Origin of the sequence: Stutzerimonas tarimensis, assembly GCF_042648805.1 — a bacterium.
In the GTDB taxonomy this organism is placed as follows: domain Bacteria; phylum Pseudomonadota; class Gammaproteobacteria; order Pseudomonadales; family Pseudomonadaceae; genus Azomonas; species Azomonas tarimensis.
Genome location: NZ_JBHRXZ010000006.1, coordinates 47,911 through 68,602, shown reverse-complemented (window position 1 = coordinate 68,602; position 20,692 = coordinate 47,911). Strand labels below are relative to the sequence as shown.

Genomic DNA, 20,692 nt, shown 5'->3' with positions numbered 1-20,692 from the left:
GAGGGCGAGGCCGGAGGTGCGCCTCGAATCAGGCGCCGTCACGGTTGAAGAGTGGCAGGCCTGCTGCGCTTGGCGGCAGGCTGCCCAGCCGCTACGACTGCTGCCCTTGAGGATTTCGTTCCAGCGGGTTGGTGATGCAACTGCTGCCGGTGCGCCTTGGGAAACGCCGTGGGTGCCAGCACCTCGTCCTCGCAGCCATCTATCAACCCTGCCGAAACTATGTCGTTCGCCACGTTGCCACAAGCGGTACCAGAAAAAGTCTTTGCTATTTAGCTCCGCCCCTCTCTGAACGCCCCCAGCGCAACCGTGCCGATCAAGGACACCTGATGAAACATCCAAAACTTGTACACCATGGCGCTCGCGAAGGCGTCACCGGCTCATGTCACCAGCTTTGGATGGACGATACCCACAGTCTTCTTATCGACTGCGGCCAGTTTCAGGGTGGAGACGAAGGGCATGCCGACGACGAGCTGGCTCTGGACTTTTCGATCGAAGGCATCAAGGCCCTGATCGTGACTCATGTCCATATCGACCATGTCGGACGTATTCCAAACCTGCTCGCGGCGGGCTTCGAAGGGCCGATCCTGTGCAGCGAGCCCTCGGCCCGTCTGCTGCCGATCGTGCTTGAGGACGCGTTTCGCCTGTCGATCAGCCGCGATCAGTCGCAACTGGAGCGCTACCTCAAGGTCGTGGAACAACGCATCATTGCATTGCCCTATCGCAATTGGTTCACCCTGCACGAAACCGATACGGTCGAGTGGAAGGTTCGCCTGCAGCCGGCCGGGCATGTGCTGGGTTCGGCATATGTCGAGCTGGACCTGAGCGCCGAGTCGGGCAGCGAGCGCGTCGTGTTCAGTGGCGACCTGGGAGCACCCCATTCGCCGATCCTGCCTGACCTCGTTCCGCCCGAGCGCGCGGACCTGCTGGTCCTCGAAAGCACCTACGGAGATCGCCGTCACGAGGACCGTGCGCACCGCCGTGAGCGTTTGCAGGCGGCTATCGAACGTGCGCTCGCGGACCAGGGCACGGTGCTTGTTCCGTCGTTCAGCATTGGTCGAACGCAAGAGCTGCTGTATGAGCTGGAGGAGATCCTTCACGAAAAAAGCGAGTCGGCAGACGCCTCGGGCACTGCTCAAGAACCTGCGACCCGCAATGAGGATGGCGCTCCCGATATCGACTGGCCGCAGATCCCGATCATTCTCGACTCGCCCCTTGCCGGCCGCTTCACCAGAACCTACAAGGAGCTTCAAGGCTTTTGGGATGAAGACGCCCGGCACCGCCTGGAGGAAGGGCGCAAGCCGCTGTCCTTCAAGCAGCTCATCACTGTCGACAGTCATGACGAGCATATGCGCATCGTTGGTCACCTCGCCAAGACCCCACGGCCCGCCATTGTCCTCGCAGGCAATGGCATGTGCTCTGGTGGGCGAATCGTTAACTACCTTAAGGCCATGCTTGGCGATCCTCGACATCATGTCGTGTTTGTCGGCTACCAAGGCAAGGGCACTCCGGGACGAGACATCCAGACGCACGGGCCAGAAGGCGGATTTGTCGATCTGGAGGGCCAACGTATCGACATACGAGCTGGTATCGAAAGCGTAGGCGGCTATTCGGCCCACGCCGACCAGGCTGATCTGGTCGGTTTCGTAAGTCGGATGAAGGAATGGCCAATGGAAATCCGCCTCATCCACGGCGAAGCCCAAGCCAAGCAGCGCCTAGCCGAGGTACTGGAGGCCCGGTACCGGGAAGCGGGGAAAGAAGGAAACGTCACAATCCCATAGAGGCGTATGGAACTTGCCCCTATCAAACCGGACAGCGCAACCCCGTTAAGTTGATGTTGCAGTCAGCCTCCTGAATTCGCGAGGCGAGCGGTAGCTCGGTGCGCTGTGCGGATGCTCTTCGTTGTAATGCTCAAAAGCGACCTTGTACCGGCAGATCCAACTGGTGCCGCCTGTGCGGCTGATCTGGAAGTACAGCCCGTCACCGTCGCCGGTCATTCCGGGCACACCGGTTTCGCCAGGCTCTCAATCGTCCGCGCCGTCAGCTTCGTCATGGACCTGCCTCCTGTAGCCACCCACACCCCTGAGCGGGGCTTGGAGCGTTTCGGAGCGGACCGGTACGGTCGGTTAATGAGGTGATGATAGGCTGGAGGCCGCGCAGATCTAGGATCTGCGGGAAGGCTGCGAGGCGGGGCGGAAAACCGCGGACAAATAAAAAAGCCGGCTTGTGGCCGGCTTTCACGGGGTGGCGTTGGCTTACTTCTGGTATGCCGCAACCGCCTTGTTGATTTCGGAGCGGGCGTCGTCGGCGTTGCCCCACTCCTTGACTTTCACCCACTTGCCTTTTTCGAGGTCCTTGTAGTTCTCGAAGAAGTGCTTGATCTGCTCGAGGAGCAGGGCTGGCAGGTCGGTGTATTCCTTCACGTCCACGTAGAGCTGGGAAAGCTTGTCGTGGGGGACGGCAAGGACCTTGGCATCGCCACCGCTTTCGTCGTCCATGTGCAGCACACCGACCGGGCGGGCGCGGATGACGGAGCCTGGGGCAACCGGGTACGGGGTCACCACGAGCACGTCGAGCGGGTCGCCATCATCGGCCAGGGTGTTGGGAATGTAGCCGTAGTTGGCCGGGTAGAACATGGGCGTGGCCATGAAGCGGTCAACGAACAGGCAGTCGCTGTCCTTGTCGATCTCGTACTTGATCGGCGCATGATTGGCCGGGATCTCGATGGCGACGTAGATGTCGTTCGGCAGGTCCTTGCCAGCCGGAATCTTGCTGTAGCTCATGCTCGATAGCTCCATGTCGGCCACGCGGGCCGTTTTGCGTGGGGCGGGATTATAGGCGCAATGACTGCGCTTTGGCCAATGGCCACGGCGTGAGGGCGGGGCCTCGACGCCGGGCTCTTTGACGGCCGGCGCTCAGGCGGGTTCCCGGTAGGCCGGGTGACTGGCCTGAAGCCGGTGCAGGCGTGCCAGGCTGTCCTGGCGGTAGAACCGGGCCAGTTGGGCGTAGACCTCGGGATAGGCCTCTGCCAGAAGGTCCGGTGCGGTGAAGAAGTATTCGCTGGTGACGGCAAAGAACTCGGCGGGGTCTTCTGCGGCGTAGGGGTCGATTGGCGGCTCGGTTTCGGGATGGTCGTCGAGCGTGCGGTTGAGGCTGTCGAAAGCGTCCTGCATGGCCTGTGCCCAGGCTTCGATGCGCATGTCGGCATGCAGTGGCGGAAGGCCGTTGGCGTCTCCGTTGAGCATGTCGAGCTTGTGCGCAAGTTCATGGATGACGAGATTGTGCGCATCCCAGCCGCCGCCTTCGGCTACCCCGGCCCAGGCGAGGATGACCGGCCCCTGTTGCCAGGCTTCGCCGCTGCGGGCGTCGTCATATTCGTGAACCACGCCGGCGGTGTCGCGGTGTTTCTGCGGGCTGACGAAGTCGTCCGGGTACAGCAGCAATTCGTGAAAGCCACCGTACCAGTCGAGCTCGGGCAGGTTGAGCAGAGGCAGTTCGGCCTGGGCTGCCAGGCGCAGCCGGTCGCTGATATCCGCCTGGACGCCAGGCAGGGTGGTCAGGCGTTTGGCGTGCAGGAACAGCACGCTGCGTTCGCACAGGCGGTCGGTTTCGTCCCTGCTCAGGCCGTCCAGGATCGGCAGGCTGTCGAGGATCTGCTGCCAGCGTTCGGGCTCGACCGGATGGCGGGAAAGGATGCGCTGACGGCGCCAGGCGCTTAACGACCACATCGAGGTGGCTCCACAGTTCAAAGGCCGGAACATAGCATGGCGCGCCGGACGCCGGCAGGCTCCGGCCTGGCTCAGCCGAGCAGGAAGTTGCCGCGCCCGCCGCCCTCGATGACCGGTACCTCGGCCTCGTCCTTGAGCTTGACCCCTGACAGCTGGCGTCGGCAGGCCTCGCGCATGAGGAATAGCAGGCGATGGACCGCCAGGCCGTAGGCGAGGCCTTCAAGGCGCACATTTGAGATGCAGTTGCGCGCCGCATCGGTGAGGCCGATCTGCGGCGCATAGGTGAAGTAGAGGCCGAGGCTGTCAGGAGAGCTGAGGCCGGGACGCTCGCCCAGGAGGATCACGGTCATGCTTGCCTTGAGCCGTTCGCCGACCTCATCGGCGACAGCCACCCGGCCCTGTTCGACCAGGCATACCGGGGCGAGCGTCCAGCCTTCGGCGCGGCATTGCTCGAGGATGCGTTCGAGCATCGGCAGGCTGTGGCGCTCGACGGCGAGGGCAGACAGGCCATCGGCGATGACAATCGACAGGTCATGGCTGCCGGCTTGCTCGCGGGCGAGGGCGTCCAGCCGCTCGGCGGAAGCGGTGTCGAGCCGGCGCCCCAGGTCAGGACGCTGGAGGTAGGTCTGGCGATCGGCCGCGGCGCTGTGCAAGGCCAGGCAGTCGATGCCCAGCCGGCGGACGCGCTCGGCCAGTGCCGCGCTGTCCAGCGGCAGGTGCACGGCGTCGCGCGCCTGGGCGTGGGCGAACTGGAAGTCCAGTTGCGGCGTGGTCGGCAGGCTGGCGCCGGCACGGCCCAGGGCGATGCGTGCGGGGGTCAGGCTGCGCAGCCGCTGCCAGGCTCCGGATGGCAAGTTCTGGTCAGTCATGGGCGTGTCCCTGGGTCATGATTCGTACGCTTCAGGCCAGTCTTTCCAGGGCCTGACGGAAGGGCTTCGGCAGTTCCTCTGGCAGACGCAGGCGGTTGCCGTCCTGGTGCAGGATGTCCATTTTCGCCAGCCAGGCCTCGAATTCCGGGGCTGGCCTGAGGCCGAGCACCTGGCGCACGTAGAGTGCGTCATGAAATGAAGTGGTCTGGTAGTTGAGCATTACATCGTCGGAGCCGGGTATGCCCATGATGAAGTTGATGCCGGCCGTGCCGAGCAAGGTGAGCAGGGTGTCCATGTCGTCCTGATCAGCCTCGGCGTGGTTGGTGTAGCAGATGTCGCAGCCCATGGGCACACCGAGCAACTTGGCGCAGAAGTGGTCCTCCAGGCCCGCACGGATGATCTGCTTGCCGTTGTAGAGGTATTCCGGACCGATGAAACCGACCACGGTGTTCACCAGCAGCGGCTTGAAGTGCCGCGCCACCGCATAGGCGCGGGCTTCGCAGGTCTGCTGGTCGACGCCGTGGTGCGCATTGGCCGAGAGCGCGCTGCCCTGGCCCGTCTCGAAGTACATGAGGTTGTCGCCCAGGTTGCCGCGCTTCAGGCTCAGGCCTGCTTCGTAGCCCTCCTGCAGCAACCTGAGGTCGATGCCGAAACTGGCATTGGCCGCCTCGCTGCCGGCGATGGACTGAAACACCAGGTCGACCGGCGCGCCGCGTTCGATGGCTTCGATGCTGGTGGTCACGTGGGCCAGCACGCAGCTCTGGGTGGGGATCTCGTAGCGCTGGATCACCGCGTCGAGCATCTTCATCAGGTCGCAGATGCCGGCGGTGCTGTCGGTGGCCGGGTTGATGCCGATCACTGCGTCGCCGTTGCCGTAGAGCAGGCCGTCGAGCACGCTGGCGGCGATGCCGGCGGCATCGTCGGTCGGGTGGTTGGGCTGCAGTCGAGTGGCCATGCGCCCGCGCAGACCCAGGGTGTTGCGGAAGCGGCTCACCACGCGCACTTTCTGGGCAACGAGGATAAGGTCCTGGACGCGCATGATCTTCGATACGGCAGCGACCATTTCCGGCATCAGCCCGGGCGCCAGCGCGCCTAACGCCGCTTCGTCCGCCTGTTCCGACAGGAGCCAGTTGCGAAAGTCACCCACCGTCAGGTGGCTCACCGGCGCGAAGGCGGCCGCATCATGGCTGTCGATGATCAGTCGGGTGACTTCGTCGCGCTCGTAGGGAATCAGCACCTCGTCGAGAAAGTGGCGCAGCGGGATCGCGGCAAGGGTCATCTGCGCGGCGACACGCTCGACGTCGCTACCGGCCGCGACCCCGGCCAGGTAATCACCCGAACGCGCCGGACTGGCCTTGGCCATGACTTCGCGAAGGCTGTCGAAGCGCCACAACTGGCCGCCGATCATGTGGGAAAAACGTGCCATCTCACCTCCGGCTACTGGAAGCCGCTGCTGGTATCGAGCCTGGTCCCCGCTGTCTTGTTCCCTTGGCCCGTGGGCGTTATGAGAAAGACAGGCGAAACCGACTGGCGATGACTGCAAGGCCTGTGCCGGGGCGTATCGGGCGGCCTGCCGTAGTGTCCGGGAGCTGCGGGCGGCAAGAGCGGCGGCAAAGCAGGGGCCGCGCTGGGTCATGTTGGTGCCTGGGTGCACCAACACGACCCCGGCAGATCAGAAGGCGTTGCGGAAGATGTCCTCGATATCCGCCTGGCTGGCGCGCCGCGGGTTGGTGGCCCCGCAGGCGTCATGCATGGCGTTGGCCGCCAGGGTGGGGATGTCATCGGCATTCACGCCCAGGTCATTCAGCCCGCGCGGGATACCGATCGCCTCGGACAACTGGCGAATCGCCTCGAGTGCGGCTTGTGCACCTTCGGCGGCGTCCAGCCCACGGGTATCGACGCCCATGGCGGCGGCGACGTCTCGCAGCCGCTCGGCGCAGACGTTGGCGTTGAAGCGCTCGACATGGGGCAGCAGTACCGCATTGCAAACGCCATGGGGCAGGTTGTAGAAGCCGCCAAGCTGGTGCGCCATGGCATGCACATAACCCAGCGAGGCGTTGTTGAAGGCCATGCCCGCGAGGAACTGGGCGTAGGCCATCTGCTCGCGCGCGGCGATGTCATCGCCCTGGGCCACCGCCTGGCGCAGGTGACCGGCAATGAGTTCTACCGCCTTGAGGGCGCAGGCGTCGGTGATCGGTGTGGCTGCGGTGGAAACGTAGGCCTCGATCGCATGGGTCAGTGCATCCATGCCCGTGGCGGCGGTCAGGCTGGCCGGCATGCCCACCATCAGTGACGGGTCGTTGACCGACAGCAGCGGGGTGACGTTGCGGTCGACGATGGCCATCTTCACGTGCCGCGTCTCGTCGGTGATGATGCAGAACCGCGTCATCTCGCTGGCGGTGCCGGCGGTGGTATTGATGGCGAACAGCGGCAGTTGCGCCCTGGCCGAGCGGTCTACTCCTTCGTAGTCGATGATGCTGCCGCCGTTGGTGGCACAGAGGGCGATGCCCTTGGCGCAGTCGTGGGGGGAGCCGCCACCGAGAGATACGACAAAGTCGCAGCCTCCGGCGCGCAGCAACTCAAGGCCTCGTTCGACATTGGTCACCGTAGGGTTGGGCTGGGCACCATCGAACACCAGTGCGTCGATGTCCAGCGCGCCAAGCATGCCGACCACCTTGGCCGCGACGCCGGCCTTGGCCAGGCCTGTATCGGTGACGATGAGCGCTTTGCGAAAGCCATAGCCGCGAATGACGACCATGGCCTCGTCGAGGCTGCCGGTGCCCATCATGTTCACGGCCGGGATGAAGAAGGTACTGCTCATGGTGAGTCCTCGTGCGAGCGAAACCAGACCCCAAGGATCGCAGCCCTGCGCGAACATGCGTTGATCCAGAGCAAGGTCGGGTACGCCTGCGGCAGGCGGCCGGCCGGACGCCGCTGTGCTAATCTGCGGCCCAGGTTCTACCGGGGCGCCTGCCCGTTTCGAGGTCATCCATGCATATCCACGTTCTCGGCATCTGCGGCACCTTCATGGGCTCGCTGGCGGTGCTGGCAAAGGAACTCGGCCACCGCGTCACCGGCTCGGACGCCAACGTCTACCCCCCCATGAGCGCCCAGCTGCAGGCCCAGGGCATCGAGCTGATGCAGGGATACCTGCCCGAACACCTGGAGCCGGCACCGGATCTGGTGATGATCGGCAATGCCCTGTCGCGTGGCAATCCGGCGGTCGAGCATGTGCTGAACCGGGGCCTGCCCTACGTATCCGGCCCGCAATGGCTGGCTGATCATGTGCTGCAGGGGCGCTGGGTGCTGGGTGTCGCCGGGACGCACGGCAAGACCACCACCAGCAGCATGCTGGCTTGGGTGCTGGAGCACGCCGGCATGAGCCCGGGATTTCTCATCGGCGGCGTGCCGCAGAACTTCGGGATTTCCGCGCGACTGGGCGGGACCGATTTCTTCGTGGTCGAGGCTGATGAATACGACAGCGCCTTTTTCGACAAGCGTTCGAAATTCGTTCACTACCGGCCCCGTACTGCGATCCTGAACAACCTCGAGTACGACCACGCGGATATCTTCCCTGACCTTGCGGCCATCCAGCGCCAGTTCCACCACCTGGTGCGAACCGTGCCGGGGCAGGGGCTGATCGTCCGTCCGCATGCCGAGGCCGCCATCGGCGAGGTCCTGCAGATGGGGTGCTGGAGTCCGGTGCAGACCACCGGGGAAGGCGGACAATGGCAGGCGCGCTTGCTCAGCGAGGACGGTGCACGCTTCGAGGTGCTGTTCGAAGGGCAGCCGCAAGGGGCCGTGGACTGGGCCTTGAGTGGTTCGCACAACGTGGCCAATGCACTGGCCGCACTGGCCGCGGCGCGCCACGTGGGGGTGTTGCCGAGCCAGGGCGCCGAGGCGTTGTCGCTGTTCCGCAGCGTCAAGCGGCGCATGGAAAAGGTCGCCGAGGTCAACGGCGTGACCCTGTTCGACGACTTCGCCCATCATCCGACGGCCATCGCCACCACCCTCGACGGCCTGCGCAAGCAGGTGGGTGACGCGCCGATCATCGCGGTACTGGAGCCGCGTTCGAATTCGATGAGGCTCGGAGCCCATCGTGAAGGCCTCGCAACATCGGTGAAACAGGCCGACCGGGCGATCTGGTACGCACCGCCCAGCCTCGGCTGGGACCTGAACGCCGCGCTGGCGGGCAGCGAGGTCGCTACCGAAGTGTGTGACTCGCTGGAGGCGATCATTGCCTCGGTCAAGCGCGAGGCGCAGCCCGGCACCCAGGTGGTGATCATGAGCAACGGCGGGTTCGGCGGCTTGCATGGCAAGCTGGCCGAGGCCCTGGGGTAGGGGCGGCGGTCCCGTCACGAGCAGGATTTTCCGGGCACCAGTGCCCGCCAGCGGAGAGAACAATGAGCGGTTTCGAGCGCATCACCCTGGCCATGACCGGAGCCTCCGGCGCGCAATACGGCCTGCGCCTGCTGGATTGCCTGGTCCAAGAGGACCGCGAGGTGCATTTCCTCATCTCCAAGGCGGCGCAACTGGTGATGAGCACCGAAACCGACGTCACCCTGCCGGCCAAGCCCCAGGCGATCCAGGCGTTTCTCACCGAGTACACCGGCGCTGCTCCCGGACAGATCCGGGTGTTTGGCAAGGAGGACTGGATGGCCCCTGCGGCTTCGGGATCGGGGGCGCCAGGGGCCATGGTGGTGGTGCCTTGTTCCACCGGAACCCTGTCGGCAATCGCCACCGGTGCCTGCAACAACCTCATCGAGCGTGCGGCGGATGTCGCGCTGAAAGAGCGACGCAAGCTGATCCTTGTCCCCAGGGAGGCGCCTTATTCGAGCATTCATCTGGAAAACATGCTCAGGCTGTCCAATCTCGGAGCGGTCATCCTGCCGGCCTCGCCGGGCTTCTACCACCAGCCACAGACGCTCGATGATCTGGTCGATTTCGTGGTGGCGCGGATACTCAACCAGCTGGAGATCCCCCAGGACATGCTGCCGCGCTGGGGTGAGCATCATCTGGTGAGCGCCGAGGACTGAGTTCGGCGACGGCTGTGCGTTTCGCTGATCCAGATCCATGCACGACCGGATCCGGCCGGGTAAGGTCGGGCCCGGTGGTCAAGGAGGCGTCATGAAGCAGCAGGCTCAATTTCATATCAGCTACTGGATGCTTGCCCTGCTGGGCTTCATGATCATCCAATGGTTTGTCTCCGTGCAGGATCCGGTCAGCCGCATTCCCTACAGCGAGTTCGAGCAGTATCTGCGCGAGGAGCGTATCGAATCGCTGGCCGTGACCGACCGGCAGATCGAAGGCACCCTGAAAGAGCCTCTGCCCGGCGGCGCACGCCGTTTCGTTACCACGCGGATCGAGCCGGCGTTGGCCGAGCAGCTGGCGCGCTACCCGGTCCGCTATGCCGGGCGAATCGAGAGCACCCTGGTCCGCGACCTGGTCGCCTGGACCTTGCCTGCCCTGATGTTTGTCGGCCTCTGGCTGTTTCTGCTGCGGCGCATGGGCAGTGGCGGTTTCGGCGGCGGCATGATGCAGATCGGCAAGAGCCGTGCGCGCATCTATGTCGAGACCGATACCCGGGTGACCTTCGCCGACGTCGCCGGGGTCGATGAGGCCAAGGCCGAGCTTCGCGAGATCGTCGACTTTTTGCGCGAGCCCGAGCGTTATGGTCGCCTGGGTGGGCGCATGCCCAAGGGAGTGCTGCTGGTCGGCCCGCCGGGTACCGGCAAGACTCTGCTGGCCAAGGCCGTCGCCGGCGAGGCACGGGTGCCGTTCTTTTCCATATCCGGCTCGGAGTTCGTCGAGCTGTTTGTCGGCGTCGGCGCTGCCCGAGTCAGGGACCTGTTCGAGCAGGCGCGGACCCAGGCGCCGGCCATCATCTTCATCGACGAGCTGGACGCCCTCGGTCGCGCCCGTGGCGCGGGTCCGTTGAGCGGCGGACATGACGAGAAGGAGCAGACGCTCAACCAGTTGCTGGCCGAGTTGGACGGCTTCGATACTTCCAGTGGTCTGGTTCTGCTGGCGGCCACCAATCGACCGGAGATTCTCGATGCCGCGCTGCTCCGGGCGGGTCGCTTCGATCGGCAGGTGCTGGTGGACCGGCCGGACAAGGTAGGGCGTGAACAGATCCTCGACGTCCATCTCAAGCGCGCGCGACTGGCAGTCGATGTCGATGCGCAGGAGATCGCCGCCCTGACGCCGGGTTTCAGCGGTGCCGACCTGGCCAACCTGGTCAACGAGGCGACGCTTCTGGCGACCCGGCGGGAGGCCGATGAGGTGGCCATGGCAGATTTCATGGCCGCGATCGAGCGCATCATCGCCGGGCTCGAGAAGCGCAACCGGCTGCTCAACCCGCGTGAACGAGAGGTGGTGGCCTATCACGAGATGGGGCATGCGCTGGTGGCAATGGCCTTGCCCGGCTGCGATCCGGTACACAAGATCTCCATCATCCCGCGCGGCATGGGCGCGCTCGGCTACACCCTGCAGCGGCCGATCGAAGACCGCTTTCTCATGACCCGCGAGGAGCTCGAGCACAAGATGGCGGTGCTGCTGGGCGGGCGGGCCGCCGAGTGGCTGGTATATGGCCAGTTGTCCACCGGGGCGGCGGACGATCTGGCCAAGGTGACCGATATCGCGCGGGCGATGGTCACCCGCTATGGCATGTCGGATCGGCTCGGTCACCTAGCATTGGAGCGCGAGCCGCATGGCTATCTGGGCGAAGGGTTACCGGGTATCAAGGCTCAGCACGACTATTCGGAAAGCACCGCCTGTGCCATCGACGAGGAGGTCAAGGGCCTGGTCGACCACGCCTTCCAGCTCAGTCTGCAGCTGCTGGAAGCCCGGCGTGAACGGCTCGAGCGTTGCGCCAGGCAATTGCTGCACGACGAGACCCTCGATGCCATTGCACTGAAGCAACTGTGCGCGGGGGAACTGGGTGTGGGAGCCTGAGTTCCCCTTGCGACGGGCCTTATGAAACAGGGCCAGCCGAACGTGTTCTATGTTGTTGCAGAGCCCATTCGACGTGCTCGCGGACCAGCGCTGAAGGATGGTCCCGGCGCGCCTGCAGGGCCTGGAGCACAGGGATGGTCGAAGGTGCGTTACCCAGTCCCACGGCAAGGTTGCGCAGCCACCGCTCGTAACCTGCGCGGCGCAGCGGCGAGCCTTCGGTGCGGCTGAGAAACTCTTCTTCGCTCCAGCGGAACAGTTCGGCCAGCTCGCTGTTATCCAGGCGGTGACGCGGCTGGAAGTCCGCCTGCTCCGTCGGGCGGGCGAAGCGATTCCAGGGGCAGACGACCTGGCAATCGTCGCAGCCAAACACGCGGTTGCCGATGGGCGCACGCAGCGCCTCGGGAATCGGTCCCTTGAGCTCGATGGTCAGGTAGGAAATGCAGCGCCGCGCATCCAGCACCTTCTCGCCGACAAATGCGTCGGTGGGGCAACTGCTCAGGCAGGCGCTGCAGCTGCCACAATGGTCTTTTGCATGGGCCTCGTCCACCGGCAAGGGAATGTCGACGAACAGCTCGCCGAGAAAGAACCAGCTGCCCGCTCGGCGATTGAGCAGCAGCGTGTTCTTGCCGATCCAGCCAAGACCGGCCTGCTGCGCCAGGGCCTTTTCCAGTACCGGTGCGCTGTCGACAAAGGCCCGGTAACCGAACGGGCCAATGGCCTTGGCAATGCGTTCGGCCAGCTGTTGCAGGCGCTTGCGGATCAGCTTGTGGTAGTCGCGGCCCAGCGCGTAGCGAGAGATGTAGGCCCGCTCCGGCTGGCCCAGGCGGCGGGTCATCTCGGTGTCCCCGGGCAGGTAATCCATGCGCAGCGAGATCACCCGCAGCGTGCCCGGTACCAGTTCGGCGGGGCGCCAGCGCTTGCTGCCGTGGGCGGCCATGTAGTCCATTTCGCCCTGGTAGCCCGCTTCAAGCCAGCGCTGCAGATGCTGCTCATGCTCGCCAAGCTCGAGGCCGCTGATGCCGGTTTCCTGGAAGCCGTATTCGGCGGCCCAGGTCTTTATCTGGCGGGTAAGGGCGGTGAGGTCGGGGGAATCGCTGGACATCGGAAACTGCGGCGGCCTGTGGCGGGCGAAGCGTATAATTCTACGCCTCCCGAAGAATGGATGTTTCATGCCGCAGACGACTGTAGCCCTTCCCGTCGCCCTTTACACCGCCGCGCAGACCCGCGAGCTCGACACTGGTCTGATCGAGGCGGGTACTTCCGGTTTCGAACTGATGCAACGCGCCGCCCGCGCGGCCTGGCGCGCGTTGCGCCAGCGCTGGCCGGATGCTCGCGAACTGACGGTGTTGGCCGGGCGGGGCAACAATGCCGGTGACGGCTATCTGATCGCCGCGTTCGCCCAGCGGGCCGGGTGGTCGGCACGGGTGCTGGCGGTGGGTGATCCGGCCGCCCTGCAAGGGGATGCCGCTCGCGCCCACAGCGATGCCCAGGCTGCCGGCGTGGCGGTGGTTCCCTGGCAGGCTTCTGCCGAGATGGCGGGTGTGCTGGTGGATGCCCTGCTGGGCACCGGAATATCGGGCGAGGTGCGTGGCGACTACGCGGAGGTAATCGAGGCGATCAACTTGAGCGGCCAGCCAGTGCTGGCGGTCGATCTGCCTTCTGGGCTCTGTGCCGATACCGGGCGCCGTTTCGGCCGGGCTGTGCGGGCCGACCTGACCGTCACCTTCGTCGCCCTGAAGCTGGGCCTGTTCACCGGCGAGGGGCCGGACCTGACAGGAGCGCTGGTGTTCGATCCGCTGGAGGCGGCGCCGGCCCTCGAGCCCGCTGCGCTGCGACTGGACGGGGCGGCGTTGCCGAAATTGGGTTCGCGATCACGCACCGATCACAAGGGCAGCCATGGCCATGTGCTGGTCATCGGCGGCGATCTCGGTACCGGCGGTGCGGCGCTTCTGTGTAGCGAGGCGGCCCTGCGCAGTGGCGCCGGCATGGTGACCCTGGCTACCCGGCCGGAACATGTCGGTGCCTCGCTGGTCCGTTTGCCCGAAGTGATGTGTCAGGGCGTGGAGTCCACTTATCCCATGGGTCCCTTGCTCGATCGGGCAGAGGTACTGGTGCTCGGGCCGGGCCTGGGTCAGGGGCCTTGGGGGCGCAGCCTGTTGAGCGTGGTGCTGGAGCGCGCCGTCCCCCAGGTCTGGGATGCCGATGCGCTCAACCTGCTCGCCATGGACGGGTTCGAGCTGCCAGGCCAGAGCCTGATCACGCCGCATCCCGGCGAAGCGGCGCGACTGCTGCACTGCACCGTCGCCGAAGTGCAGGCCGATCGCCCCCGGGCCGTTCGCGAGCTGGCTCGGCGCTACCGCTGCGTCGCCCTGCTCAAGGGCGCGGGCACGCTGGTCGCGGCGCGCGATGGCCGGCTTGCCCTATGTGACCGTGGCCACCCGGCCATGGCCAGTGCCGGGTTGGGCGATGTGCTCGCCGGTTTGCTCGCTGCCCTGCTGGCGCAGGGGCTCGAGCCGTTCGAGGCCGCCTGTCTCGGAGTCTGGTTGCACGCTGTCGCTGGCGAGCGGGCAGGGCGCCTGGGGCGCGGCCTGGTGGCCAGTGAGCTTATACCCTTCATCCGCGAAACCCTAGAGGCGCAGTCGCCATGTCTGAAGTAACACTCCATGCCGAAAACGAGGAAGCGATGCTGGCGCTCGGGGCGCGACTTGGCCTGCTCACCGAGGGGCGTGGTGTCCTGTACCTGAACGGCGATCTGGGCGCTGGCAAGACAACCCTGTCGCGCGGTCTGCTGCGCGGACTGGGGCACCAGGGCAAGGTGAAAAGCCCGACCTTCACCCTGGTGGAGCCCTACGAACTGGAAGGTATGAAAATCTACCATTTCGATCTTTACCGCCTTGCCGACCCCGAGGAGCTGGAATTCATGGGTATCCGCGACTATCTGCAGCCCGATGCCCTGTGCCTGGTGGAGTGGCCGGAGCGCGGAGTCGGCATTTTGCCAAAGGCAGACCTGACCATTACCATTACGCCCGAAGGGGCGGGGCGTTCGCTGCGCCTTATGCCTCAAGGGGGGCGGGGCCAAGCCTGGTGTGCCTCCCTGGCCAACGGGAAGACTTGACTAGCGTGGGGTTGGGTATGCGCATGCGCGCGTGGATTACCGCTTTGGCAGTGATGCTGCTCTCGGCCCAGGCCTGGGCCGTTTCCAACATCGAAGGCGTACGTCTCTGGCGGGCGCCGGATAACACGCGGCTGGTGTTCGATCTGTCGGGCCCGGTGCAACATAATGTCTTCACCCTGGCGGCTCCCGACAGAATAGTCATCGATGTCTCGGCTGCCGGCGTGAAAGGGGCGCTCGATCGCTTGCCGCTCGCCAATACGCCGATCACCGGGGTCCGCGCCGGGCAGCAGGACGGCAACGGATTGCGGCTGGTCATCGACCTGTCCGCGGAAGTCACTCCACGCAGCTTTACCCTGGAACCCAATCAGGAATACGGTCATCGCCTGGTGGTGGACCTGTTTGACAAGGGCTCGGTCGCGGTCGCCAGTCGGCCGCCGGCCACCGCGACGCCTTCGACGCCTGCGCCGCCAGTCTCGCCGAACCGCCCGGCGACTCGCCTACCAGCCCCCTCCAGGGAGCAGCGCGACATCGTCATCGCCATTGACGCCGGTCACGGCGGTGAGGACCCAGGTGCCATCGGCCCTGCCGGTGTTCGGGAAAAGGACGTCGTGTTGTCGATCTCGAAGAAACTGCAGAGCGCGATCAATGCCGAAAAAGGCTACAGGGCCGAGCTGGTGCGCACCGGTGATTATTTCATTCCGCTGCGCAAGCGCACCGAGATCGCCCGCAGGCAGGGTGCCGACCTTTTCATATCGATCCATGCGGATGCCGCGCCCCGCACTTCCGCCTATGGCGCGTCGGTGTTTGCGCTCTCGGATGGCGGTGCGACCTCGGAAACCGCGCGCTGGCTGGCCGATAGCGAGAACCGCTCCGATCTGATCGGTGGCGTGGGTAATGTCAAGCTCGACGACAAGGACCGCATGCTTGCCGGGGTGCTGCTGGACCTTTCGATGACCGCCACCCTTTCGTCCAGCCTCAACGTCGGGCAAAAGGTGCTGAGCAACATGGGCAGCATCACGCCGCTGCACAAGCCGCGGGTCGAGCAGGCCGGTTTCATGGTGCTCAAGTCGCCTGACATTCCCTCGATTCTTGTGGAGACGGGCTTTATCTCCAATCCGTCCGAGGCTCGCAAGCTGCAGACCGCGAGCCACCAGCAGGCACTGGTGCGCTCGATCCACAGCGGGATTCGCCAGTTCTTCCAGGAGAGCCCTCCGCCAGGCACCTACATCGCCTCGCTGCGTGATGCCGGAAGGATCGCTCCGGGCCCGCGTGAACACGTGGTACGGTCGGGCGACAGCCTGGCGTTGCTGGCCCAGCGTTATCAGGTCAGTCTTCCGGAATTGCGCAGGGCCAACAATCTGCGCAACGACGTGATCAAGATCGGTCAGACGCTCAGCATCCCGGCGCCTACGCTGGCAGGCGAGCCGTGACCGCAGGCGCCCGCATCCAGCTGCTCAGTCCGCGATTGGCAAACCAGATTGCCGCGGGCGAGGTGGTAGAGCGGCCGGCTTCGGTGATCAAGGAGCTCCTTGAAAACAGTCTGGATTCCAGCGCACGGCGTATCGATATCGAGGTCGAGCAGGGCGGCGTGAAGCTGCTCCGGGTGCGTGATGACGGCAACGGAATTCCGGCCGAGGACCTTCCGCTGGCGCTGGCGCGCCATGCCACGAGCAAGATCCGCGATCTTTCCGACCTCGAGCAGGTATTGAGCCTGGGCTTCCGCGGGGAGGCGCTGGCCTCGATCAGCTCGGTGTCCCGCCTGACCCTGACCTCCCGGACCGTCGAAGCCAGCGAAGCCTGGCAGGTGGAAACCGAGGGCCGCGACATGCATTCGCGTATCCAGCCGGCCGCCCATCCGGTAGGGACCTCGGTCGAGGTGCGCGATCTGTTCTTCAACACGCCAGCCCGACGCAAGTTCCTGCGTACCGAAAAGACCGAGTTCGATCACCTGCAGGAAGTCGTCCGGCGCCTGGCACTGGCTCGCTTCGACGTCGGTTTCAACCTGCGGCACAACGGCAAGAGCGTGCTCGCCCTGCGTGAAGCCACGGACGAGGCGGGCAGGGCCAGGCGGGTCGGTGCGGTTTGTGGGCCAGCCTTTTTGGAGCAGGCGCTGCCTGTCGACGTCGAACGCAGCGGGGTGCGCTTGTGGGGTTGGGTAGGTCTGCCAACCTTTTCTCGTAGTCAGGCGGATCTCCAGTACTTCTTCGTCAATGGCCGGGCGGTGCGCGACAAGCTGGTGGCCCACGCGGTGCGGCAGGCCTACCGCGATGTGCTGTTCAACGGGCGGCACCCCACCTTTGTGCTGTTCCTGGAGGTGGACCCGGCGGCGGTCGACGTGAATGTCCACCCGACAAAGCATGAGGTGCGGTTCCGCGACAGCCGGATGGTCCACGATTTCCTCTACGGAACCCTGCACCGCGCGCTGGCCGACGTCCGTCCCGAGGATCATAGGCTCGCGCCGGTCGGCATCACGCCGTCAGTCGAGGTGGTGTCGGGCGCGGCGGCAGGGGAGTTTGGCGGCCAGGGCGAAATGTCGCTGGCCGCAAGCCTGCTGGAAGCGCCGGCCGCGGCCCCTGCCTGGCGTGGCGCAGGGGCTGGCTATCAGCAGCGTCCTCCGGCGTCTTCGGCCGGGACCGCCGAGGCCAGTGGTGCCTATCGTGAGTTCTTCGCACCGCTGGGGGCGCCGGTCGCCGAACTGCCGGCTGCAGAGGGTGACGTGCCGCCGTTGGGGTACGCCCTGGCGCAGCTCAAAGGGGTCTACATCCTTGCGGAAAACGCCGTCGGCCTGGTGCTGGTGGACATGCATGCCGCCCACGAACGCATCACTTACGAGCGCCTGAAAACTGCCATGGCCAGCGAAGGATTGCGTGGCCAGCCGCTGCTGGTGCCGGAAAGCCTGGCGTTGAGCCAGCGCGAGGCCGACTGTGCCGAGGAGCATGGCGAATGGTTTCGCCGGCTGGGTTTCGAGCTTCAGCGGCTCGGCCCGGAAAGTCTGGCGATACGGCAGATCCCGGTGTTGCTCAAGCAGGCCGAGGCGACCGGCCTGGTGCGCGATGTGCTCGCCGATCTGCTTGAGTACGGCACCAGCGACCGGATCCAGGCGCACCTGAACGAGTTGCTGGCCACCATGGCCTGTCACGGTGCCGTGCGCGCCAATCGGCGCCTGAGCCTGCCGGAAATGAACGGCCTGCTGCGCGACATGGAGCATACCGAGCGCAGCGGCCAGTGCAACCACGGCCGGCCGACCTGGACCCAGCTCGGCATGGAAGAGCTGGACAAGCTGTTTCTGCGCGGTCGCTAGCAGGTCTCCCGGCAGGGCGGTGCGGCTGTTCGATTCGCGTTGCGCTTGCAGCCTGGCGGGACTGCCCGGAAACTATCGGGCCGTTTCTCTTGAGCGTCCCCATGCCCGCCCTGCCTCCGGCCATCTTTCTGATGGGCCCCACCGCCTCCGGCAAGACCGATCTGGCGCTCGAGCTGGCTCGAGTGCTGCCGTGCGAGCTCATCAGTGTCGACTCAGCGATGGTGTATCGAGGGATGGACATCGGAACCGCCAAACCGTCTGCGGAGCTGTTGACCAGGTTTCCGCACCGTCTGGTCGACATTCGCGATCCCCTGGAAAGCTATTCGGCTGCCCAGTTTCGGGAAGACGCCCTGGCCGCAATGGCGGAGATCGCCGGGGTTGGGCGTATTCCTTTGCTGGTGGGGGGCACTATGCTCTATTTCAAGGCCCTGCTCGATGGATTGGCCGACATGCCGGGCGCCGATCCCGACATTCGTGCGGCCCTGGAAAGGCAGGCGGAGACAGAGGGGGTGGCGGCCCTGCATCGACTGCTGGCAGCGGTCGACCCGGAGTCGGCAGCACGTATTCATCCCAATGATCCACAGCGACTGGTGCGTGCGCTGGAAGTCTTCCAGGTCAGCGGGCTCACCATGAGCGAGCACCGAAGGCGTCAAATATTGCAAACAGGCGGAGCGCCAGGGGCAGCGAACTTCCCTTATACTGTTGTTCAATTGGCAATCGCGCCAGAACAGCGGCAAACGCTTCACCATCGGATCGAGCAGCGTTTCGGGCAAATGGTGGAACAGGGTCTGATCGAGGAAGTCGAAAGGTTGCGGTCGAGGGGCGACCTCCATCCAGCCTTGCCTTCGATGAGGTCCGTGGGTTACCGGCAGGTCTGGGATTATCTTGATGGCACCTTGACCAGGGGGGAGATGATCAGTCGTGGCGTCATAGCGACCCGGCAGCTGGCCAAGCGGCAATTTACCTGGCTGCGGGGCTGGAGCGACGCCTACTGGCTCGATAGTCTCGCTTGCGACAATGCGTCGCAGGCATTGAATTACCTTCGATCAGTCGCCATGTTGGACTGATCGCATGCAATATCTATTGTCTTGCTACTGATGTAGCTTGGCCCATAATTCTACGAAAAAATATCTAAGGAGTGCGGCACATGTCAAAAGGGCATTCGCTACAAGACCCTTACCTCAATACATTGCGCAAGGAGCGCGTTCCGGTCTCGATCTATCTGGTCAACGGTATCAAGCTGCAGGGGCAGATCGAGTCGTTCGACCAATTCGTGATCCTCCTGAAAAATACCGTCAGTCAGATGGTTTACAAACACGCCATTTCCACCGTGGTGCCCAGTCGTCCGGTTCGTCTGCCCGTAGCGGGTGACAGCGAGCAAGCCGAGGCGGGTAACGCCTGAGGTCAGTATTTTGTTTTTCGAGCGCCCAGGCGGTGGTGAAAAGGCCATCCTAGTCCATCTGGATGGCCAGGATCCGGCAGAGCGAGAGGATCCTCAGGAGTTTCAGGAGCTTGCTCGTTCAGCTGGTGCCGATATTGTCAATCTGGTCAGTGTGGGACGCTATCAGCCCTCGGCCAAGTACCTGCTTGGCAGTGGCAAGGTCGAAGAGCTGCGCGGCCTAGTCAAGCATGACCAGGTCGAGTTGGTGATCGTCAATCACACCCTGACACCCAGCCAGGAGCGAAACCTCGAGCGCGAGCTCGAATGTCGCGTGCTCGACCGGACAGGTCTGATCCTCGATATCTTTGCCCAGCGAGCCAGAACGCATGAAGGCAAGCTCCAGGTGGAACTTGCCCAGCTCGAGCACATGAGCACGCGCCTGGTGCGCGGCTGGACTCACCTGGAGCGGCAGAAGGGCGGTATTGGTTTGCGGGGACCGGGGGAAACCCAGCTCGAGACCGACCGTCGTCTGTTGCGGGTGCGTATCAGGCAGATCAAGCAGCGCCTGGAAAAGGTACGCGGTCAGCGCGAGCAGGCCCGGCGCGGGCGCCGCAGGGCTGATATCCCGTCGGTATCCCTGGTCGGTTACACCAACGCCGGCAAGTCCACGTTGTTCAACGCGCTTACCGAGTCCGATGTCTATGCCGCGAACCAGTTGTTCGCCACGCTGGACCCCACCCTGCGCCGCCTCGAGCTTGCCGATGTTGGCCCGGTGGTGCTGGCGGATACGGTGGGATTCATTCGCCATCTCCCGCACAAGCTTGTCGAGTCGTTTCGCGCCACGCTGGAGGAATCGAGCAATGCAGATCTTCTCCTGCATGTGATCGACTCCCACGAACCGGAGCGGGACGAGCAGATCGAGCAGGTGATGCTGGTGCTGGCCGAGATTGGTGCCCAGGACCTGCCGATGCTGGAGGTCTACAACAAGGTCGACCTGCTCGAAGGGGTCGAGCCCCATATCCAGCGCGACGAGAGCGGCAAGCCCGCACGCGTCTGGCTTTCGGCCCAGCGCGGCGAGGGGCTCGACCTGTTGCGTCAGGCCGTGTCCGAATTGCTGTCGGAGGACCTTTTCGTCGGCACCCTCAGCCTGCCTGCCGAACTGGGCAGGTTGCGCGCGTTGCTGTTTGGCGCAGGCGCGGTGCAGGAGGAGCGTCAGAACGATCAGGGCACCAGTGTGCTGGAGATTCGTCTGCAGCGGGTCGAGCTCAATCGCTTGCTGAGTCGAGAGGGTCTGACCCCTGCCGACTTCATCGAGCAACATACTTTGCAATAAAGCGGAGCGCGGTC

Annotated in this window: 17 protein-coding genes; 11 read left to right on the top strand and 6 right to left on the bottom strand. The window is 64.7% G+C overall.

Features of this window, described 5'->3' with window-relative positions; genetic code table 11:
* Positions 1-326 precede the first annotated feature (326 nt).
* Positions 327-1,778 (top strand): MBL fold metallo-hydrolase, encoded by a 1,452-nt coding sequence (locus ACFOMF_RS03620; RefSeq protein ID WP_386361451.1) that lies wholly within the window; start codon positions 327-329, stop codon positions 1,776-1,778.
* Positions 1,779-2,252: 474 nt separating this feature from the next.
* On the opposite strand, the gene ppa is transcribed toward ACFOMF_RS03620, so the two are convergent.
* From ppa to yiaY, 5 genes are all read right to left on the bottom strand, one after another.
* Positions 2,253-2,780: an inorganic diphosphatase gene (ppa, locus tag ACFOMF_RS03615; RefSeq protein WP_386361342.1), complete on the bottom strand. Its 528-nt coding sequence runs from the start codon at positions 2,778-2,780 to the stop codon at positions 2,253-2,255.
* 132 nt (positions 2,781-2,912) lie between these two features.
* Positions 2,913-3,725: a M90 family metallopeptidase gene (locus ACFOMF_RS03610; protein ID WP_386361340.1), complete on the bottom strand. Its 813-nt coding sequence runs from the start codon at positions 3,723-3,725 to the stop codon at positions 2,913-2,915.
* A gap of 71 nt (positions 3,726-3,796) precedes the next feature.
* Positions 3,797-4,594, bottom strand: coding sequence for an ethanolamine ammonia-lyase subunit EutC (gene eutC, locus ACFOMF_RS03605; RefSeq protein ID WP_386361338.1), 798 nt, complete (start codon positions 4,592-4,594; stop codon positions 3,797-3,799).
* A gap of 31 nt (positions 4,595-4,625) precedes the next feature.
* The gene (locus tag ACFOMF_RS03600; RefSeq protein ID WP_386361336.1) at positions 4,626-6,020 is read right to left on the bottom strand and encodes an ethanolamine ammonia-lyase subunit EutB; all 1,395 of its coding nucleotides are present in this window, start codon (positions 6,018-6,020) and stop codon (positions 4,626-4,628) included.
* Positions 6,021-6,266: 246 nt separating this feature from the next.
* Entirely contained in the window at positions 6,267-7,415 is a 1,149-nt protein-coding gene (yiaY, locus tag ACFOMF_RS03595; protein WP_386361334.1) for an L-threonine dehydrogenase, read from the bottom strand.
* Between the two features lie 170 nt (positions 7,416-7,585).
* Here yiaY and mpl point away from each other — a divergent pair, with 170 nt between their 5' ends.
* The 3 genes from mpl to ftsH all read left to right on the top strand — a co-directional run bounded on the left by mpl (position 7,586) and on the right by ftsH (position 11,548).
* On the top strand, positions 7,586-8,935 hold the full coding sequence (mpl, locus tag ACFOMF_RS03590) for a UDP-N-acetylmuramate:L-alanyl-gamma-D-glutamyl-meso-diaminopimelate ligase (RefSeq protein WP_386361332.1): 1,350 nt from the start codon (positions 7,586-7,588) through the stop codon (positions 8,933-8,935).
* Between the two features lie 62 nt (positions 8,936-8,997).
* Positions 8,998-9,630 (top strand): flavin prenyltransferase UbiX, encoded by a 633-nt coding sequence (gene ubiX / locus ACFOMF_RS03585; protein WP_386361330.1) that lies wholly within the window; start codon positions 8,998-9,000, stop codon positions 9,628-9,630.
* A 91-nt stretch (positions 9,631-9,721) separates the two neighbouring features.
* The gene (ftsH, locus tag ACFOMF_RS03580; RefSeq protein WP_386361328.1) at positions 9,722-11,548 is read left to right on the top strand and encodes an ATP-dependent zinc metalloprotease FtsH; all 1,827 of its coding nucleotides are present in this window, start codon (positions 9,722-9,724) and stop codon (positions 11,546-11,548) included.
* A gap of 19 nt (positions 11,549-11,567) precedes the next feature.
* Here the strand turns inward: ftsH and queG are convergent, their stop codons facing one another.
* Complete coding sequence (gene queG / locus ACFOMF_RS03575; protein WP_386361326.1) at positions 11,568-12,650, bottom strand: tRNA epoxyqueuosine(34) reductase QueG; 1,083 nt, start codon at positions 12,648-12,650, stop codon at positions 11,568-11,570.
* 67 nt (positions 12,651-12,717) lie between these two features.
* On the opposite strand from queG, the gene ACFOMF_RS03570 reads away from it, so the two are divergent.
* The 7 genes from ACFOMF_RS03570 (at position 12,718) to hflX (ending at position 20,678) form a co-directional block, all read left to right on the top strand.
* Positions 12,718-14,205: an NAD(P)H-hydrate dehydratase gene (locus ACFOMF_RS03570; protein WP_386361324.1), complete on the top strand. Its 1,488-nt coding sequence runs from the start codon at positions 12,718-12,720 to the stop codon at positions 14,203-14,205.
* Positions 14,193-14,663 carry a tRNA (adenosine(37)-N6)-threonylcarbamoyltransferase complex ATPase subunit type 1 TsaE gene (tsaE, locus tag ACFOMF_RS03565; protein WP_386361322.1) on the top strand — a complete coding sequence of 157 codons (471 nt, stop codon included), beginning with the start codon at positions 14,193-14,195 and terminating at the stop codon, positions 14,661-14,663. The genes ACFOMF_RS03570 and tsaE overlap by 13 nt, the downstream gene beginning before the upstream one ends.
* Positions 14,664-14,680: 17 nt before the next feature.
* On the top strand, positions 14,681-16,093 hold the full coding sequence (locus tag ACFOMF_RS03560; RefSeq protein WP_386361320.1) for an N-acetylmuramoyl-L-alanine amidase: 1,413 nt from the start codon (positions 14,681-14,683) through the stop codon (positions 16,091-16,093).
* Complete coding sequence (gene mutL, locus ACFOMF_RS03555) at positions 16,090-17,964, top strand: DNA mismatch repair endonuclease MutL (RefSeq protein ID WP_386361318.1); 1,875 nt, start codon at positions 16,090-16,092, stop codon at positions 17,962-17,964. The genes ACFOMF_RS03560 and mutL overlap by 4 nt, the downstream gene beginning before the upstream one ends.
* 101 nt (positions 17,965-18,065) lie before the next feature.
* Positions 18,066-19,031: a tRNA (adenosine(37)-N6)-dimethylallyltransferase MiaA gene (miaA, locus tag ACFOMF_RS03550; RefSeq protein WP_386361316.1), complete on the top strand. Its 966-nt coding sequence runs from the start codon at positions 18,066-18,068 to the stop codon at positions 19,029-19,031.
* Between the two features lie 80 nt (positions 19,032-19,111).
* Positions 19,112-19,366 (top strand): RNA chaperone Hfq, encoded by a 255-nt coding sequence (hfq, locus tag ACFOMF_RS03545; protein WP_386361314.1) that lies wholly within the window; start codon positions 19,112-19,114, stop codon positions 19,364-19,366.
* A gap of 10 nt (positions 19,367-19,376) precedes the next feature.
* The gene (gene hflX, locus ACFOMF_RS03540) at positions 19,377-20,678 is read left to right on the top strand and encodes a ribosome rescue GTPase HflX (protein ID WP_386361312.1); all 1,302 of its coding nucleotides are present in this window, start codon (positions 19,377-19,379) and stop codon (positions 20,676-20,678) included.
* Positions 20,679-20,692 lie beyond the last annotated feature (14 nt).

Coding starts and splice junctions, on each gene's coding strand:
- ACFOMF_RS03620 (WP_386361451.1), top strand. CDS start 327: ATGAAACATCCAAAACTTGTACACCATGGCGCTCGCGAAGGCGTCACC.
- ppa (WP_386361342.1), bottom strand. CDS start 2,780: ATGAGCTACAGCAAGATTCCGGCTGGCAAGGACCTGCCGAACGACATC.
- ACFOMF_RS03610 (WP_386361340.1), bottom strand. CDS start 3,725: ATGTGGTCGTTAAGCGCCTGGCGCCGTCAGCGCATCCTTTCCCGCCAT.
- eutC (WP_386361338.1), bottom strand. CDS start 4,594: ATGACTGACCAGAACTTGCCATCCGGAGCCTGGCAGCGGCTGCGCAGC.
- ACFOMF_RS03600 (WP_386361336.1), bottom strand. CDS start 6,020: ATGGCACGTTTTTCCCACATGATCGGCGGCCAGTTGTGGCGCTTCGAC.
- yiaY (WP_386361334.1), bottom strand. CDS start 7,415: ATGAGCAGTACCTTCTTCATCCCGGCCGTGAACATGATGGGCACCGGC.
- mpl (WP_386361332.1), top strand. CDS start 7,586: ATGCATATCCACGTTCTCGGCATCTGCGGCACCTTCATGGGCTCGCTG.
- ubiX (WP_386361330.1), top strand. CDS start 8,998: ATGAGCGGTTTCGAGCGCATCACCCTGGCCATGACCGGAGCCTCCGGC.
- ftsH (WP_386361328.1), top strand. CDS start 9,722: ATGAAGCAGCAGGCTCAATTTCATATCAGCTACTGGATGCTTGCCCTG.
- queG (WP_386361326.1), bottom strand. CDS start 12,650: ATGTCCAGCGATTCCCCCGACCTCACCGCCCTTACCCGCCAGATAAAG.
- ACFOMF_RS03570 (WP_386361324.1), top strand. CDS start 12,718: ATGCCGCAGACGACTGTAGCCCTTCCCGTCGCCCTTTACACCGCCGCG.
- tsaE (WP_386361322.1), top strand. CDS start 14,193: ATGTCTGAAGTAACACTCCATGCCGAAAACGAGGAAGCGATGCTGGCG.
- ACFOMF_RS03560 (WP_386361320.1), top strand. CDS start 14,681: ATGCGCATGCGCGCGTGGATTACCGCTTTGGCAGTGATGCTGCTCTCG.
- miaA (WP_386361316.1), top strand. CDS start 18,066: ATGCCCGCCCTGCCTCCGGCCATCTTTCTGATGGGCCCCACCGCCTCC.
- hfq (WP_386361314.1), top strand. CDS start 19,112: ATGTCAAAAGGGCATTCGCTACAAGACCCTTACCTCAATACATTGCGC.